Here is a 15,226-nt window from a genome sequence, read left to right as displayed (position 1 = left end):
GTTGTTTTGTGGATCCGAAGATGATGAGGAACCTCACAGGGTCCACGGACCCCCCTGTTCCTTGGCCCTATTTAGCAGTCGTAACAGAGAAGGGAATCCTTAACTGGCCTAGAGGTGTCTTGAGAACCGATATCGATGAGCCTTGGGTTTATGACAGGCGAGGCTGAGTACGACAAGAGAAGGCTCCACGGGGAGGTGGCCGTTCTGGAAAACGCTGTAGTAGCATTCTTTTGGGAGGGGAATGTGCCCCGTATGGGGACGCTGACAGTGACTTTACCGGACAGGAACTCGTCATCTCTGCTGGGAGAAAGGGACAGGCAGCTTGGGCTGATTTTGGGATCCCATCTCTCAGCGTTAACAGGGAAAATGGCCCTAGTGAGCGTGAACCTGCCAATAGGGCTCGGCAACAATGCCGGAAGGGCCCTGCTAGATCTAGCCCGCGGGCTTATCGGAGGAGAAGGTGAGGAAGATGGTTGATCTGAGAGAGTTTCTGAAAAAGTTCGAGGGAAGGGGAGAACTCATTCGTATCAAGGAGCCTCTCTCGATGAGGCATGAGATTCCAGAGGCGCTGAGAAGGTTCGACGGAGGCAAGATCGTTCTCTTTGAGAGGGCCAAGGAGCATGAAGGACCCATCGTGGGAGGGGTCTGTGGGACCCGCTCCAGGATACTGGAGGCCCTTGGGGTGAAGTCGAGTGAACTATACAGTCATCTCCTAGAGGCAGTAAGGAATCCTACGCCATGCAAAATAGGTGACGGTCCCGTCACGGAGGTGATCCATGACAAACCTAGTCTCTCCGAGTTCCCAATACTCACCCACTTTGAGACAGATGCCGGGCCCTACATCACGGCTGGCATCATCAACGCGAGGAGCCCCGATGGCTCGGTAGAAAATGTCTCCTTTCACAGACTCCTTGTGAGGGACGACGGTAGGATGGGGATCAGAGTGGTCCCCCGGCACCTTTATAGGCTCAATCAGATGGCCCGAGAGGCTGGAAACGATTACCTCGACCTGAGCATCTCCATTGGGGTTCACCCTGCGATCTACATCGCCGCCGCATATCCTGCACCCTTTGGGACTAGCGAGTTCGAGATGGCGAACACACTGCTAGATGGAGGATTGATGCTGACTGAGTGTCCTCATGTCGACGCGCTCGCCCCTGCGGATGCTGAACTGGTTTTTGAGGGAAAGCTACACTTGAACAAAACGGCACCGGAGGGACCATTCGTGGATCTCTCAGGGACTGCGGATGTGGAAAGGGAACAGCCTGTGATTGAGCTAGTAGGGGCATTGCACAGGGAGGATTATATCTACGAGGGTTTGCTGCCTGCAGGTGCCGAGCACAGGCTTTTGATGGGGTTGGGCCGGGAGGTGCGGATCTGGGAATATGTGAGGAACGTGGTCCCTACGGTGCGTGGCGTGAACATGACCCTAGGTGGAATGGGCTGGCTTCATTGCGTAGTGAGCTTTGAAAAGTTCCGTGAAGGGGATCCCAAGAACGTGCTAATGGCTATATTCGCCGCCCACCCGAGTCTCAAACATGCCTGGGTTGTGGATTCAGACATTGACCCTTACGATATGGATCAGGTGGAGTGGGCCCTAGCTACTAGGTTCCGGGGGGATGAGGATCTCCTCGTGATCCCCAAGGTGAGGGTTTCAAGCCTTGATCCCACTTCTGACCAGGAGAATGAGCTGGGGTGCAAGGTAGGGTTCGATGCCACCAAGCCTATGACTGGGGAGGGCTTCAAAAGGCCGGGTATCCCTGTCTCGGATGAGGTCAAGAGGCTCTTGGACAAGTACTCTAACCCCTAGTTAGGTTTTTTACCCCGGATCGGGATTTGAGTTCAGACTCAGGTGGATAACAGCATGCATTTGACGAAAAAAGAGGAGGCGATTCTCGGGGGCAACGAGGGCCCGGGGGCTGCGAAGTTCTTAGAGCTCCTCGTGGCCCTAGGGGAGGTCTTCGGGGCAGAGAGGCTTATCCCGGTGGAAAGCGCCCACATCTCTGGGGTTTCCTACAAGAACCTAGGGGAGGCGGGCCTAGGCTGGCTCGAGGAGCAGGCCGATCTCGGCGCGAGGTCCCGAATAAAGGCGACCCTTAATCCCGCTGGGATGGACATGGAGCTCTGGAGGGAGATGGGCGTCCCAGAGGAGTTCGCCGAGGGACAGCGGCGGGTCCTTGTGGCTTTTGAGAGGATGAAGTTCGAGGCAACCTGCACATGTACTCCCTACCTTGTGGGACACGTCCCCGGATTCGGGAGCCAGATCGCGTGGGCTGAGTCCTCTGCAGTCTGCTTTTCCAACTCTGTGTTGGGGGCTAAAACCAATAGGGAGTCTGGACCCACAACTATCGCGAGCGCTGTGACGGGGCTTGCTGCTCTATACGGCTACCGCCTCAACGATAACAGGAGGCCCGGAACTGTCGTGGAGATCGAGACAGAACTGGCCTCAATCATGGATTATAGCGCCTTAGGTTATATCACCGGGAAGAGTTTGGGGACTACGGTCCCATATTTCAAGGGCTTAGAAAGCCCAAGCCTCGAGTCGAAGAAGGCGTTGGGAGCTGCATGTGCAACAAGTGGTGGTATTGCCCTCTGGCACGGAGAGGGGGTGACTCCCGAGGCGGAATGCATGAAGGCCCACTTAACAGGTCTTGAGAGGATCTCTGTTACTGCGGGAGATATCAAAGAGGCCGTTGCCCACCTGACGAGTCCTCTATGTGACCCCGTTATCGCTCTGGGGTGCCCTCATTCCAGCCTAGAGGAGCTGGGGGAGATCGCAGGCCTTGTGGCAGGGAAAGATTTCAAGGATCAGCTCTGGGTTTTCACAAGTCGGGGCGTCTACTCCTTGGCAGAGGAAGCAGGGCATGTCGGGGCCATTATGGCGGCGGGGGGGCGAGTCTTTAGAGACACCTGTATGGTGGTGGCTCCTCTGGTGGAGATGGGCTGGACTGAGGTGGCCACTAATAGCTTCAAGGCGGGCCACTATATGGCGGGCATGGGGATGAAAACCCGGATAGGGCCCATCAGGGAACTCTTGGGGGGAAACCCATGATAATACAGGGCCGGAAGATCGTCGGGGGCAGAGTTGAGGGTTTTGCCTTGGTGAGCAGGGATCCAGTGAGCTTCTACGGTGGAATAGACCCGGTCGCAGGTGTTGTTACAGAGCCTGGGCACGCAGTGGAGGGGGAGTCTGTCATCGGGAAAGTATTCGTGTTTCCCACTGGTAAAGGGAGCACTGTGGGGAGCTATGTGATCTACAGGATGGCAAAGCTGGGCACTGCGCCTGCGGCTATTATTAATCTGGAGACGGAGGCGATCCTGGCAACTGGATGCGTCATCTCCGACATCCCCCTGGTGGACAGGATAGGGAAGGAGGCCTTCATGGGGCTGGAGTCCGGAATGACTCTGAGGGTGGACGCCGAAGCAGGGATCATAGAGATTGTCGCGGGCCCGAGTTGAGCCTCCCCCGTCCAAGCAAAGTGATTTATCAGCCTAGTCCCTGCTAATTCTAGGAGTTTCTAGGCATTGGTGATGAATTTCAGCCGGAGACTGGCGGGCCTCCAGGAGAGGATGTTGGCGGAGGGCATTGACCTTGTTGTCTACGGTTCGTGCCAGAATTTCCAGTACATAACGGGGCTTCCCATTAAGTGGAGGGGGGGAGTCGATCTGATGCATTCCGATGATAATGTCTTTGTCCCCCAAGAGGGGGCGCCAGTTCTCACATTATCCCAGAGATCTGGGAGGCACGGCAAGGCCTCGTGGATAGGAGACACACGGGTCCTTGAAAAGGAGGAGAGTTATACTGACCTAGTGAAGAAGGTGGCTAGTGACTTGGACTGGAGGGCGGGGAGGATCGGGGTCGGGGAACACGTCTTCGGCTCCACATGGATTGAGGTGGCAAGATCCTTCCCTGGGGCTAGGTTCCGAGGGGCCTCATCGCTGATGGATGATCTCCGGATGATCAAGGATCCCGGGGAGATCGAGGCCCTCAGGAGGGTGGCCCGGTTGACTGAGAATGTCATGGGGGACGTCATCCCAGAAATTGAGTCTGGAATCACCCAGAACGAGTTAAGTATATTCATCGATATGCTAGGGCGGAAGGCTGGAGTAACGGATGTATCCTTTCCACCCACCGGTCTCTTCATCAAGAATGGCTCAGAGCCCACGCCGGAGCCTAACAGCTACCCAAGGGATGAGGGTTTGGTGGCCGGGACCAGCATCGCCTTGGATGTGGGATTCGTTTTGGACGGCTATTGCAGTGATTGGGGGAGAAGCCTCTATTGGGGCCCCGTGGGGGAGGATATAAGGAAGGGCTACGTGGCTCTTCAGAGTGCAGTGGTGAAGACAGTAGACAAGATGTACGAGGGGAGTATGAGGGTTTGCGACGTTTTCCCCATCATAGAGGGCTTCTTAGATAAGGATGGTTACGGGGACCATCTGAGAGCGAGGCTTTCCGATGGTACGGTGGGCCACCAGATCGGGGTCGAGGTCCATGAGAACCCTTGGCTCAAGCCCGATAATATGCAGGAGCTTCAGGAGGGGATGGTGATGTGCCTGGAGCCTAAGCTCTGGAAGGCAGGGGAATACTACCTCAGAGTCGAAGACATGGTCCTTATCCACAAGAACCGGGCCGAGTTCCTCACTAACTATGACCGGGAGCAGTTCCAGCTTTAATTTTTTTCTGGAAAAAAGAGTTTCTACTCCTAAGTTATATATGTGCTTTGATTTACTTTTCACCGTTGGAGCATCAACTACATGAGTATTCATAGGAAGGGATGCTTCATTGTTTTTGAAGGCCTAGATGGCTCCGGTAAGAGTACCCAAGTTAGAGACTTGGGTTCAAAACTTCAAAAGAAGAAATATGAAGTTATAACCACTCAAGAACCAACAAATAAAAGTGTCATTAGTAGTTTACTGAAACGAATATTATATAATAATGAGTCCGTCCCTGATGAAGTTTTAGCCCTTTTATTTGCAGCTGATAGGGCACACCATACCATCAATACCATAATTCCAGGTTTAGAAGAAGGATCGATCGTGATCTCTGATCGATATGTCTATAGTTCTTTAGCGTATCAGAGCAGAGGAATGAAAAAAAGACTTGATATAAATTGGATCCGAGTACTTAATCAAGCTGCAATTGAACCAGATTTGGTTATTTTTCTGGATGTACCCCCAGAAGATGCAATGTCAAGACTTCAAAATGGCCAAAAAAGGGTTCAAGACCTTAGTTTCTTTGAGAACTTAGAAGTTCAGACAAACATCAGAGACGCCTATTACGATATTTTCAATTTTCATCGAGTAGAACCTGAAGCACAAAACATGAAAATTATGCGGATCGATGGCAAACTACCTGTTAAACAAATTAAAAAACTCATTGGGAAACGCGTCTCAATGCTTCTCAAGAAGAAAACCATAGAGCGGAAAAACGATATTAGTAGAAACAACGGAAATCTCAATGAGTTCTTTTCTGTTTCTAAGGAATCTGAAATATCCGGAAACAAAAGGAGAACAAATTGAGTCAAATACCTTCCAAATGCAACAGGATTTATATAATTAAGGAAAAGGAAATATCGTCCGAGAATCTTTTCCTTTTCTCATACTTATTATCGCGTGCATAAAAAAGAGACTAGAAGAGTCTGACCCGGACCACGCATTATATAATCTTGATGATAAGCATCAGGAATATTTCTAGGTGCACTCATTGATCGTGGAACTTCTAAGCCTCTTCACGGCCCTTTGCTATGGTACCAGTAGCATCCTGGCCCGGAAGGGGATAAAGGACTCAAACCCCCTAACCGGGGCCGTCGTTGGGTCTTTCGTTCAGGTAATCCTCCTGGGCGCGCTGGTGATTGCCAACCCTCCGGATTCCTTCAACTGGACTGCCGTCGGACTTTTCGTTGCATCGGGAGTCCTAGCGTCCACCTTGGGGAGGATGTTCAACTTTGTGTCCCTTAAGAGACTCGGAGTTGCTCTTAGCGCTTCCATCATAGGCTCCAGCCCTCTATTCTCCACCTTCCTTGCGGCGGTATTCTTGGGAGAGCAGATAGACGCGGCTACCCTGATAGGTACTGTGCTCATCGTCGCTGGGATCGCTTTGACAAGAAGCGGGGGGCAGACCGTGAAAAACCTTCAGAACAGAGCTCTCATGCTCCCCATCGCCTCTGCGGTGTTCTACGGAGCCTCATCAGTGACCCGAAAGGCGGCCCTTAATCTCCTTCCCGAGTCCGTCTTTGGGGCCTTGGTGGGAGCCTTGGCGAGTTTCACCGTCTTCTCGGTCTACCTCCTCGTGAGCCGGAGGACCTACGAGCTGAGGGTCAACTGTAGGGGCGGCGGGTTTTGGGTGGTCAATGGGGTGGTAGTAACATTGGCGTGGCTCAGCATGTTTACAGCGCTCATACTAGGGAAGGTTTCTGTGGTCTCCGCTCTCGGGGGCACCACTCCCCTCTTCTCGGTCATCCTCAGCGTGATGCTGCTCAAGGGCTCGGACGAGCTCAATGCCAGGATAGTTGCCGGCAGCCTCTCTATCGTTGCGGGGGCGATAGTTATAACCCTATTCTAGGCTTTACGGCTAGCCCTGATCTTCTCTAGGTTCCCTAGAAGGGAATCCATGAGTTCCGAGAGGGATCTTAGGGCCTTAAAGTCGCTCTCATATGACATGGACTGGCCCAGAGTGACCAGCTTCTCGACTATGGCCTTCTCTAATGAATTGAGACGCATCTCGGCTTCAGCGGTTGCCTCCTCCCCCTCAGGGACTATGACAACCCGCCTCTTACAGTTCTTACAAACAATTTCTTTAGATTTCAGCCGGAACAGGGGGGTTCCGCACTCGGGGCAGCTCCTGCTCAGCATAGTGACACCGTCACGGAGGAGGTTGGCCATACCCTTTATGTCAACGGTCAACAGACTAGCACCTCAACCATCATGGATGCATCCTTAACTTTAGAGTTGTGCCTATGTTTCGCGATGCTATTAACTCGTTGAGTGAATTCATGTCTTAGAATGAGCCAAGAATGGATCAACAGGGCCATCTCCCACTTGACAATTTTATCCCTTCTAGAAAATGCGGATCTAACATTTGAAAAAAATGTTATTTTCCTACAGAATTCATAAAATTCCTATTTCTAACTACACTCCTAAAAAATCGCGATCGATAATGAAAACAAAGATAAGATAATATCATAGGAAACGAGAATAACACCGAATAACATCAAAAATGAATATATAACGCGCGTGTTCGAACTTTCTGGCTCAAAACCAAATTATGATCCGAACCATATAAATTACCAAAGGTTGATTTGAAAGAGGTCCGAAATTGTGGTCTGCTTCTACACGGATCTCGAATCCAAAAACGGGGTTCTGAGAATGATAATGGATACGCGACTAATGGTGTGCAGAAATGTTTGATGAAAACTATTACCCACCCCCCCAAACGGAAGGGGGATGGCGAGTCGGAGACCCGGAAGCCTTGGGAGTAGACGTTGAGAAGCTCAAAGTCGCTGTCACCTTCCATAATAACGCAAAATTCACTCAGACACACGGTGGAGCCCTCGTAATAATCTACAAGGGACACCTCATCAGCGAAAGCTATGTGAGAGGAACCGAGGGAGGGCCTAGGCCCTGGACTCCTTCTATGTGCAACGATATGAAGTCTTCCGCCAAATCTGTCTTCGGCACCGCGGTTGGGGTCTTCCTCGATGAATACAAGAACCTGGTAACTCTTGACACCGATCTCGTGGGGAAGAGCCGGGAAGACTCTTTGATCCCTCAGATATGGGATCAGCCCCTTACTGACGAGAGGAAGAAGGAGATCAAGGTCAAGCATGTCCTCTCCATGACTTCGGGGCATGAGGGCCCAGAGCCCTGGCTGGCACCGAACCCCAGACACCACTATCCCGGGTACACGGGCTCACACCAGATGTACGAGTACTGTTTTGGCTGGTGGCATTACGAGGGGATACCCTCCCATCATACATTGCTGTTCAATCCGGGGCAAGAGTTCAACTATAGCAGCTTCGGATTGGAGCAATTCGCCCTCGCCATGCGGAACATCACCGGCGAGATGGTGGGGCCTTGGGCTTACGAGAGGTTTCTGAAGCAGATTGGGATGCCCCCCGGTATCAGGGACAACCAGTTCAGAGAGGTAACCTACAGGTCTGATAGAAAATTGAACTTCTCCTATGAACCTGGGTGGGGAGCAGGCGGGAGTGAAGGATGTAACGCATATGGTGCGGACAGAAGCCACAGCCAATACGGATACAACACAATAGTCTCCAGCACTTTCCCCTGTACCTCACGTGACTACGCAAGATTGGGCTACCTTTGGCTGAGGAAAGGGCGATGGAAGGACCAGCAGCTGGTTCCAGAAGATTGGATAAAACTGGCGACCAGCAGATACGTTCGAGATGACGGTGAAACTCCGAGCGACTACGGCTATACTTTCTGGATCCTGGATGAAGTAGAGGGTGTGCCAAACGATGCATTCGGGACCCGCGGAAACAACATGAATGACTGCTTCGTTGTCCCGAGCCTAGACCTGGTCGTCGTCCGACAAGGTAACAATAACGGCACAATTGACGAGAGACAAATATTCAGGACTTCCCTCATTCAGAATATCGTGACAGCATTTCCAGAGAACCTTTAGTGGACAACGGTAATCACCGGCGCGCGCGTGTTTGATAATAACATTATTAATCTATGGTTGAACTTCTGACAAGTATTTCAGGGGAAGTGATTACATGAAGAACACCCACGAAGAATCTGATGCTGAGTACCATCGCCTGATACAGGATCCGATTCCAGGACCCCTCGTCCCATTCAAACCGTTACGAAGCGAAGTGTATTCAATAAACGGGAAGCATACCGTTGCCATCGTTAGGTCAGACGATCGCAGGGATGGCATACGAGAAGCCTATCGTCTGATGGGTGGACTGGGAAAGATGACTGATGGAGTTAAAGGCGAGATTATAATTAAGCCCAACTGTAATACCGACGACGCCTTTCCCCGAAACTCTCATCACGAGACGGTCCGGGTTATCGCCGAAGAATTGATCGAGACCGGGTTTCCGGCGGATAAGATCTGCGTGGGTGACATGTCTGGGAGATATCGGGGGCTGCCCACCCGTAACACCATTGAGGAGATGGGCATCAAAGCGGTTGCTGATGACCTCGGCATCCAGGTAGGCTACTTCGAGGAGGAAGAATGGGTCACCGTGAAGCCCCCGGGATCTATATCCTGGCCTGACGGGATAAAGATCCCCCGGAGGATTCACGAGGCGGGGCGAGTCATTCTCACCCCCGTGATGAGGCCTCACCGTAGCCCAATATTCACTATTGCCCTCAAACTCTGTGTCGGGCTCATAGACTCCGTGGGGAGGGAGTGGCTCCACTGGAACAAGAATCAGGACTTGATGAACAGGATGATTGACATCAACCTCGCGTTCTCCACGGATCTTGTGGTGACCGACGCCCAAAAGTTTTTCACAGACAAAGGACCCGTCCACAACGTTATAGCTGAACCCGGGTTAACCATAGTCGGGAACAACAGGGTGGCCGCCGATGCCGTCGCGGTATGTATCATGAAGCAGCATAACTCGCACAGAATGGAAGATACCCCAGTCAGGGAGCACACTTCTTTCACCCTAGGAGAGGATAGGGGTCTAGGAAGCTCCAGCATCGAGGACATCGAGCTGCTGAGCTCCAATCTAGAGGAAGATATCCTCTTCGGAGACGTTGTCTCCCAGGTGAGAGAAGAGCTCGGCTATCAGCGATGATGTAGCTGGTTTCATTGATCCCTTTGAAACGAGAATCTTCTCTCCGCGTATTTTCCATCCCGTGTCTGGTATTCCACACTCTCCGGGAAGTCATAGGATACGTATACCGCCTTGTGGGTTTGCGGGTCCAATTCGCGAGAGCTGCCTCCCACCCGTTCTTCCCCAGATAATCTGCTAGAAACTTTGTGCTGAACCGTTGACCCGTAACACTCCGCTCATCCAGTAGAGCGATGAATGACCACGCTTTAGAGAATGCCTCAGCCATGGAGTCGTCGTCAGCATATAGTCTCCTTACTTTTTCAGGCATATGCTGGGATTCCTCGAGAGTCATCTCGCCGGGTTTCAACCTCAAGCCTGGTGGCGCACTGACCCCCAGGGTATTGACGGCAATATTATGACGATGAAGTTAAAGGACCATGCACTGGATCAATACCTCTATTCCATATTTTGAGGGGCTGTACCCTATCTCGGCAATGAATCCGATCTCCGGGCTTATTTATCGTGAGACCTTGCGGTCCCCTGCATGAGGCTTGTGATGGGGAGGGTTTGGGGGCACTGCTCCTCGCACTCTCCACACGCCACACAGAGGCTAGCCCTTCCCTCCACGGGGATCGCAATATGGTAGGCTGATCTCGTCTCCTCCATCATGCTGGTGTAGTTCTGGTTAAGGACCTCGATTATATCGGGGATGAGGACTCCCTCGGGACATGGCTGGCAATAGTTGCATTTGGTACAGCCAATGTATCCGAGTTCGTTGTACTTTCCCTTAACTCTCTTCACGAGGACTAGCTCCTTCTCCGTAAGGGTCTTCGGACCGGAACGCCCCGCGCTCACCAGGTTTTCCTCGACATGGCGCATAATACTCATGCCGCTGAGGACTACAGCAACCTCAGGCTGGTTCCAGACCCACTGGAGCGCCCACTCTGCCCCAGTCCTCCTTGTCTCGGCCTCATTCCAGATCCTCTGGATCTCTACAGGAGGGGCCATTGCTAAGCGCCCTCCTTGGATTGGCTCCATGACGATGACCGCGAGCCCCTTAGAGGCGGCGTACTTGAGCCCTTTGATCCCTGGGGCCTTGCTGCTAGACTCGGTATCCATATAGTTGTACTGGATCTGGCAGAAAGTCCATCCGTCATAGGCGTCAACGATCTCCTTGAACATCTCGAATGTATCATGGAAACTGAAGCCGAAATGTCCGATCTTACCCTCAGAAATCTTCTCCTCGGCCCATGCGATTATCCCAAGGTCCCGAACTTTAGGCCAACTCATCCGTCTGAGTGCATGAAGAAGATAAAAATCGATACGATCCGTTTCGAGTTTGTCTAATTGCTCGTTCAAAAGTCGATCAAAGTCCTCGTGAGTCTCAACGTGTCGGAGAGGCATCTTAGTGGCGAGAGCCACCTTCTGCCTGTAGCCGTCTTTGAGAGCTTTTGCTACGAGCCTCTCGCTGTTGCCACCATGGTAGGGATAGGCGGTGTCCACGTAGTTGAGACCACAGTCGATGGCGTGGCGTATCATCTTGATGGCCTCGGGCTCATCAATCTTAGAGCTGTCCCTGTCAAGCACGGGGAGTCTCATGGCCCCAAATCCCAAGGCAGAGACCTTCCAGTCAAGTTTCCCAAATTTGCGATATCTCAAGAAAAATCCCCTAGAGTCAATGTTATCATCTTGACGTTTCCTTATAGACATTCCCAAATCTTCCCGAGTGTTGGTTTCTCTTTAACTAAACTCTCTCATTCCAGCCAACTAAACCCACAAGATTTATACTTGAAGCGAATGGATCTAACGGTGTTAGGTGCTGGAGTTGCCAGGTGAGTACCAAACAGATTAGGGTGTTTTCTCCCGCTTCCATTGCAAACCTCGGCCCGGGCTTCGACGTTTTCGGAATCGCCCTCGACGGAATAGGGGACACCCTGACGGTGGAACTAGTCCCTGATCCCGGAGTCAAAGTCATCATGGGAGATGAAATGGCGACTTTGATCCCCGCAGACCCCGACAAGAACAGCGCTGGAGCCGTCCTTCAACACGTGCTAGACACTTATGATTCAAGCGATGGGTTCGTTGTCAAAATAGAGAAGGGAGTACCCCCTGGAAAAGGGATGGGCTCTTCAGGCGCTTCCGCAGCTGGAGCAGCATATGCCTCAATCCAGCTACTAGAGCTAGAGCTCTCAGCCAGCGAGGCAGTGAGGCTCGCCGCTCAAGGAGAGGCAGCCGTAGCAGGTAGCCCCCACGCGGACAATGTCTCAGCCTCCTTACTAGGGGGATTCGTGATGGTGGGCGCAGAGTATGATGTGGTACGCCTGGAACCCCCTATGTTCGATATCGTGGTGGTGGTTCCTGACGTCCACTACGAGAACAAGACAAGGCTCGCAAGGTCCCTCCTCCCCAAGAAGGTCCTGCTTAAGAACGCGGTCCATAATGTGGGCAACGCCTCTAGGATGGCGGCTGCTATTGCTATAGGTGACATCGAGCTTTTCGGGAATAGTATCAGCGACAACTTGGTGGAGCCGAGGCGGGCTGAGATGATACCAGACTTCTGGAAGGTTAAGCAGGCCGCCCTAGACTCAGGCGCCCACGGCTGCTCCATCTCTGGAGGAGGCCCCTCCCTTTTCGCCGTTGGGGGGGATGCCGCCCAGGTAGGAATGGCGATGGCCGAGGCCTTTGAGGGGGCGGGGGTCGCAAGCGAAATCTATCTAACCCGGCCAAGTAGGCAGGGTGCAAGGGTGATCTAGATGGTCTCAAGATTCATGTGCGTGGACTGCGGCCGAAACTTTGAGCTGGGACTGCGGCTGAGATGCAAGTGCAGGGGTCTCCTGGAGGTGGTGCACGAATTCCCCTGGATGGATAGAGCTATCTTCGACAAGAGGCTCTCGCAACGTAGCGGCCCGTACAGGAGTGGAGTGTGGCGGTTCAAGGAGCTTGTCTATTCAGGGCTAGATATGAGTTGGATTGTCTCTAGGCAAGAGGGCAACACCAACATCTACGCACATCAACGTCTCAAGGAATACACAGGGATAAGGAAGATCACTGTCAAGCATGAGGGGGAGAACCCAAGCGGCTCATTTAAGGACCGGGGGATGACTGTGGGGATCTCCGAGGCTGCGCGCCTTGGGGTCTCCTCCGTAGCATGTGCCTCTACGGGGAACACCTCGGCTTCCCTCGCTTCCTTTGCGGCTACCAACGGGATGAACTGCATCGTTTTTATCCCCGAAGGGATGATCGCCTACGGCAAGCTAGCCCAGGCCCTAAGCTACGGGGCAACTGTGCTTCAAGTTCGGGGGGACTTTGATGCCGCGATGTGGCTCGTCCAAGAAGCCTCTGCGGAACTAGGGCTCTATCTCCTCAACTCTGTAAACCCTTGGAGGATCGAAGGGCAGAAATCCATAATATTCGAGCTTATCCAGCAGAGGGGGTGGGAGTCCCCTGATTGGATCGTACTTCCTGCTGGGAACCTAGGGAATACGTCGGCCTTTGGCAAGGCCCTTAGGGAACTAAAGTCTCAAGGGCTCATTGACGCGATGCCCCGCCTCGCCTCGATCCAAGCTGAGGGGGCCAACCCATTCTATAGTCTCTGGGCGGAAAGAGAGGAGTCTCTGATCCCCATAGAGCCTCACACCGTGGCTTCCGCCATTAAGATCGGGAACCCTGTGAGCTGGAAGAAGGCCATCAGGGTTATTGAGGAGACTAACGGGGTTGTGGAGCAGGTTTCAGATCAGGAAATAATGGACGCCAAGGCGGTAGTGGGACGATGCGGCGTTGGGTGTGAGCCAGCCTCAGCCGCCTCAGTCGCGGGGGCGAGGAAGCTGGTGGACGTTGGAATCATCAATCCCGAGGATGACGTGGTCTGCGTCCTTACGGGAAATCTACTCAAGGATCCTGGGGCTACAGTCAACTACCACACCGGAGTTATTGATGGGGTCAGACCCAGGTTTGCCAATACCGCCATGGTTGTGAACGCTGATCTCGCGAGCGTTGAAGCGGTTCTGAATAACCGAGCTCTTATAGGTTCAAGGAATGAGTGAAGCTGCGATGGATTATAGGGTATTTAAATTTGGGGGGTCAATCCTCAAGGACGCTCAAGACTTTGAGCGGGTAGCGGACATCGTGGCTGGAGAGTTGGCTAAGGGGAACCTCCCCATCCCAGTGGTCTCCGCCGTAAAGGGTGTCACCGACCGTATTGTTGAGATTGTGGAAGGAGTTAAGGACGGCTGTGAGATAGACTATGGGCTCTTAATTAAAAACATGGTCAAGGAGCACATCGACCTCTTGCCAGACCCTGACAACCTGCCGCCCGCTCTCATGGAGGAGTTCGAGAACCTTGAGCACGTCTTGGGATACGTTGAGACCTCGGGGGAGCTAAATGACTCTACCTTTGCCTTTACTATATCACGAGGGGAGAGGTTCTCTAGCTTTATCTTATCCGAGCATCTCTTTGCGAGGGAGGTGAAGCACGAGTGCTTCGCTGGAGAAGATATCCTAGTCACCGACGAGAACTATCGGGATGCTCTAGTAGACCTAGACAAAACCAGAAAGAAGATTCTCCAAGAGCTAGAAGGCTGTCTCAGGGTTCCAATGGTTCCTTTAATAGCAGGTTTTTCAGGTAGGAGCGAGTCCGGCAGGGTTTCCATCCTCGGGAGGGGGGGTACAGACGACACTGCAGTTTGTGTCGCCTTCTGTCTTGGGGCCAACCAGGTAATCAAGTACGTGGATCAGAAGGGTATTATGACCATTGACCCCCAGTTCCTTGATGAGGTAAAGCAAATGCCCCAGTTTAACGGGGCGCTTGAGAATCTCCCGGAGCCGAAGGTGGTGCCCTACCTCACCTACGTTGAGGCCTCGGAGATGATGAGGGAGGAGCGGATAAAGGTAGTTCACTATAAGGTGCTCAATCCTCTGATTATGGGCGATATCAGGTTCCACATCAAGGACATTCTCCACCCCGAGAACCCCGGCACAGTTATCGGCCCTGAGGACGGTAACCATGACGAGACCTGGTCTGGGAGGCCAAAGGCCATCACGTTCCAGAGGAACCTCTCGGGGCTCCGTTTTCTTCCCACCCAATCCCGCACACCTACCGAGGTCTACGCGAAAGTCTTTGGGTCCCTCGCGGAGAAGAAGGTGGATGTCCGATACATATCAATATCAGGGTTTCAGATCTCCCTCCTTATGCCTAAGCTAGATCTCACCAAGGCCATCGAGGCGCTGGAAAACCTTGACGTCGCCCTAGATCTCTCCTCACTGGACGGCCCCAAGGGCACTTTCAGCATGGTGGGCTCAGGGATGAAGGGGGTGAAGGGTCTTCTTAGCAGGGTGACGGGCACCATTGGCCTCAATGGGGTTAACATCGAGCAAGCCACCCAGCCCTATGGAGAGAACATCATTCGGTTCAGCGTCGACGATAGGGATATCCCCATCGCGGTGACCGCGCTTTACAGTGAATTTTTCAACTGAGG

At 52.7% G+C, this 15,226-nt stretch carries 15 protein-coding genes; 13 read left to right on the top strand and 2 right to left on the bottom strand.

Features of this window, described 5'->3' with window-relative positions; translation table 11 throughout:
- Positions 1-20 precede the first annotated feature (20 nt).
- The 8 genes from QGG23_03815 (at position 21) to QGG23_03780 (ending at position 6,562) form a co-directional block, all read left to right on the top strand.
- Positions 21-167, top strand: a complete 147-nt coding sequence (locus QGG23_03815) for a hypothetical protein (GenBank protein MDP6048554.1) — start codon at positions 21-23, stop codon at positions 165-167.
- The gene (locus QGG23_03810) at positions 136-477 is read left to right on the top strand and encodes a hypothetical protein (GenBank protein MDP6048553.1); all 342 of its coding nucleotides are present in this window, start codon (positions 136-138) and stop codon (positions 475-477) included. The genes QGG23_03815 and QGG23_03810 overlap by 32 nt, the downstream gene beginning before the upstream one ends.
- Complete coding sequence (locus QGG23_03805) at positions 470-1,810, top strand: UbiD family decarboxylase (protein MDP6048552.1); 1,341 nt, start codon at positions 470-472, stop codon at positions 1,808-1,810. Before QGG23_03810 ends, QGG23_03805 begins: the two co-directional genes overlap by 8 nt.
- Before the next feature lie 54 nt (positions 1,811-1,864).
- A complete protein-coding gene (locus QGG23_03800) occupies positions 1,865-3,052 on the top strand; it encodes an aconitase X catalytic domain-containing protein (GenBank protein ID MDP6048551.1) in 1,188 nt (395 codons plus the stop codon).
- Positions 3,049-3,459 (top strand): DUF126 domain-containing protein, encoded by a 411-nt coding sequence (locus QGG23_03795; GenBank protein ID MDP6048550.1) that lies wholly within the window; start codon positions 3,049-3,051, stop codon positions 3,457-3,459. The genes QGG23_03800 and QGG23_03795 overlap by 4 nt, the downstream gene beginning before the upstream one ends.
- A 72-nt stretch (positions 3,460-3,531) precedes the next feature.
- Complete coding sequence (locus QGG23_03790) at positions 3,532-4,674, top strand: Xaa-Pro peptidase family protein (GenBank protein MDP6048549.1); 1,143 nt, start codon at positions 3,532-3,534, stop codon at positions 4,672-4,674.
- Positions 4,675-4,755: 81 nt separating this feature from the next.
- Positions 4,756-5,520 carry a dTMP kinase gene (gene tmk, locus QGG23_03785; protein MDP6048548.1) on the top strand — a complete coding sequence of 255 codons (765 nt, stop codon included), beginning with the start codon at positions 4,756-4,758 and terminating at the stop codon, positions 5,518-5,520.
- Between the two features lie 190 nt (positions 5,521-5,710).
- Positions 5,711-6,562: a DMT family transporter gene (locus tag QGG23_03780; GenBank protein MDP6048547.1), complete on the top strand. Its 852-nt coding sequence runs from the start codon at positions 5,711-5,713 to the stop codon at positions 6,560-6,562.
- Here QGG23_03780 and QGG23_03775 read toward each other — a convergent pair.
- Positions 6,559-6,903 carry an Sjogren's syndrome/scleroderma autoantigen 1 family protein gene (locus QGG23_03775; protein MDP6048546.1) on the bottom strand — a complete coding sequence of 115 codons (345 nt, stop codon included), beginning with the start codon at positions 6,901-6,903 and terminating at the stop codon, positions 6,559-6,561. The two genes, QGG23_03780 and QGG23_03775, sit on opposite strands and share 4 nt — an antisense overlap.
- A gap of 496 nt (positions 6,904-7,399) precedes the next feature.
- On the opposite strand from QGG23_03775, the gene QGG23_03770 reads away from it, so the two are divergent.
- Both QGG23_03770 and QGG23_03765 read left to right on the top strand, forming a co-directional pair.
- Positions 7,400-8,644, top strand: coding sequence for a serine hydrolase (locus QGG23_03770; protein MDP6048545.1), 1,245 nt, complete (start codon positions 7,400-7,402; stop codon positions 8,642-8,644).
- 94 nt (positions 8,645-8,738) lie between these two features.
- Entirely contained in the window at positions 8,739-9,773 is a 1,035-nt protein-coding gene (locus QGG23_03765) for a DUF362 domain-containing protein (GenBank protein MDP6048544.1), read from the top strand.
- A gap of 492 nt (positions 9,774-10,265) precedes the next feature.
- Here QGG23_03765 and QGG23_03760 read toward each other — a convergent pair whose 3' ends face one another.
- Positions 10,266-11,411 (bottom strand): aldo/keto reductase, encoded by a 1,146-nt coding sequence (locus tag QGG23_03760; GenBank protein MDP6048543.1) that lies wholly within the window; start codon positions 11,409-11,411, stop codon positions 10,266-10,268.
- A 173-nt stretch (positions 11,412-11,584) separates the two neighbouring features.
- Here QGG23_03760 and QGG23_03755 point away from each other — a divergent pair, with 173 nt between their 5' ends.
- The 3 genes from QGG23_03755 to QGG23_03745 are packed head-to-tail and all read left to right on the top strand — an operon-like array spanning position 11,585 to position 15,224.
- On the top strand, positions 11,585-12,505 hold the full coding sequence (locus tag QGG23_03755) for a homoserine kinase (protein MDP6048542.1): 921 nt from the start codon (positions 11,585-11,587) through the stop codon (positions 12,503-12,505).
- Positions 12,506-13,795 carry a threonine synthase gene (thrC, locus tag QGG23_03750; GenBank protein MDP6048541.1) on the top strand — a complete coding sequence of 430 codons (1,290 nt, stop codon included), beginning with the start codon at positions 12,506-12,508 and terminating at the stop codon, positions 13,793-13,795.
- A complete protein-coding gene (locus QGG23_03745) occupies positions 13,788-15,224 on the top strand; it encodes an aspartate kinase (GenBank protein ID MDP6048540.1) in 1,437 nt (478 codons plus the stop codon). Before thrC ends, QGG23_03745 begins: the two co-directional genes overlap by 8 nt.
- Positions 15,225-15,226 lie beyond the last annotated feature (2 nt).

The organism is Candidatus Bathyarchaeota archaeon (assembly GCA_030739585.1).
Classification (GTDB): Archaea; Thermoproteota; Bathyarchaeia; order TCS64; family TCS64.
Note: the sequence above shows the minus strand (reverse complement) of the source record. Positions and strands in the feature narration are given on the sequence as shown.

What these genes read in the sequence shown, in the direction of transcription:
- QGG23_03800 (MDP6048551.1), top strand. Translation starts at nt 1,865, where the DNA reads ATGCATTTGACGAAAAAAGAGGAGGCGATTCTCGGGGGCAACGAGGGC.
- QGG23_03805 (MDP6048552.1), top strand. Translation starts at nt 470, where the DNA reads ATGGTTGATCTGAGAGAGTTTCTGAAAAAGTTCGAGGGAAGGGGAGAA.
- QGG23_03745 (MDP6048540.1), top strand. Translation starts at nt 13,788, where the DNA reads ATGAGTGAAGCTGCGATGGATTATAGGGTATTTAAATTTGGGGGGTCA.
- QGG23_03770 (MDP6048545.1), top strand. Translation starts at nt 7,400, where the DNA reads ATGTTTGATGAAAACTATTACCCACCCCCCCAAACGGAAGGGGGATGG.
- QGG23_03790 (MDP6048549.1), top strand. Translation starts at nt 3,532, where the DNA reads ATGAATTTCAGCCGGAGACTGGCGGGCCTCCAGGAGAGGATGTTGGCG.
- QGG23_03765 (MDP6048544.1), top strand. Translation starts at nt 8,739, where the DNA reads ATGAAGAACACCCACGAAGAATCTGATGCTGAGTACCATCGCCTGATA.
- thrC (MDP6048541.1), top strand. Translation starts at nt 12,506, where the DNA reads ATGGTCTCAAGATTCATGTGCGTGGACTGCGGCCGAAACTTTGAGCTG.
- QGG23_03795 (MDP6048550.1), top strand. Translation starts at nt 3,049, where the DNA reads ATGATAATACAGGGCCGGAAGATCGTCGGGGGCAGAGTTGAGGGTTTT.
- QGG23_03815 (MDP6048554.1), top strand. Translation starts at nt 21, where the DNA reads ATGATGAGGAACCTCACAGGGTCCACGGACCCCCCTGTTCCTTGGCCC.
- tmk (MDP6048548.1), top strand. Translation starts at nt 4,756, where the DNA reads ATGAGTATTCATAGGAAGGGATGCTTCATTGTTTTTGAAGGCCTAGAT.
- QGG23_03810 (MDP6048553.1), top strand. Translation starts at nt 136, where the DNA reads ATGAGCCTTGGGTTTATGACAGGCGAGGCTGAGTACGACAAGAGAAGG.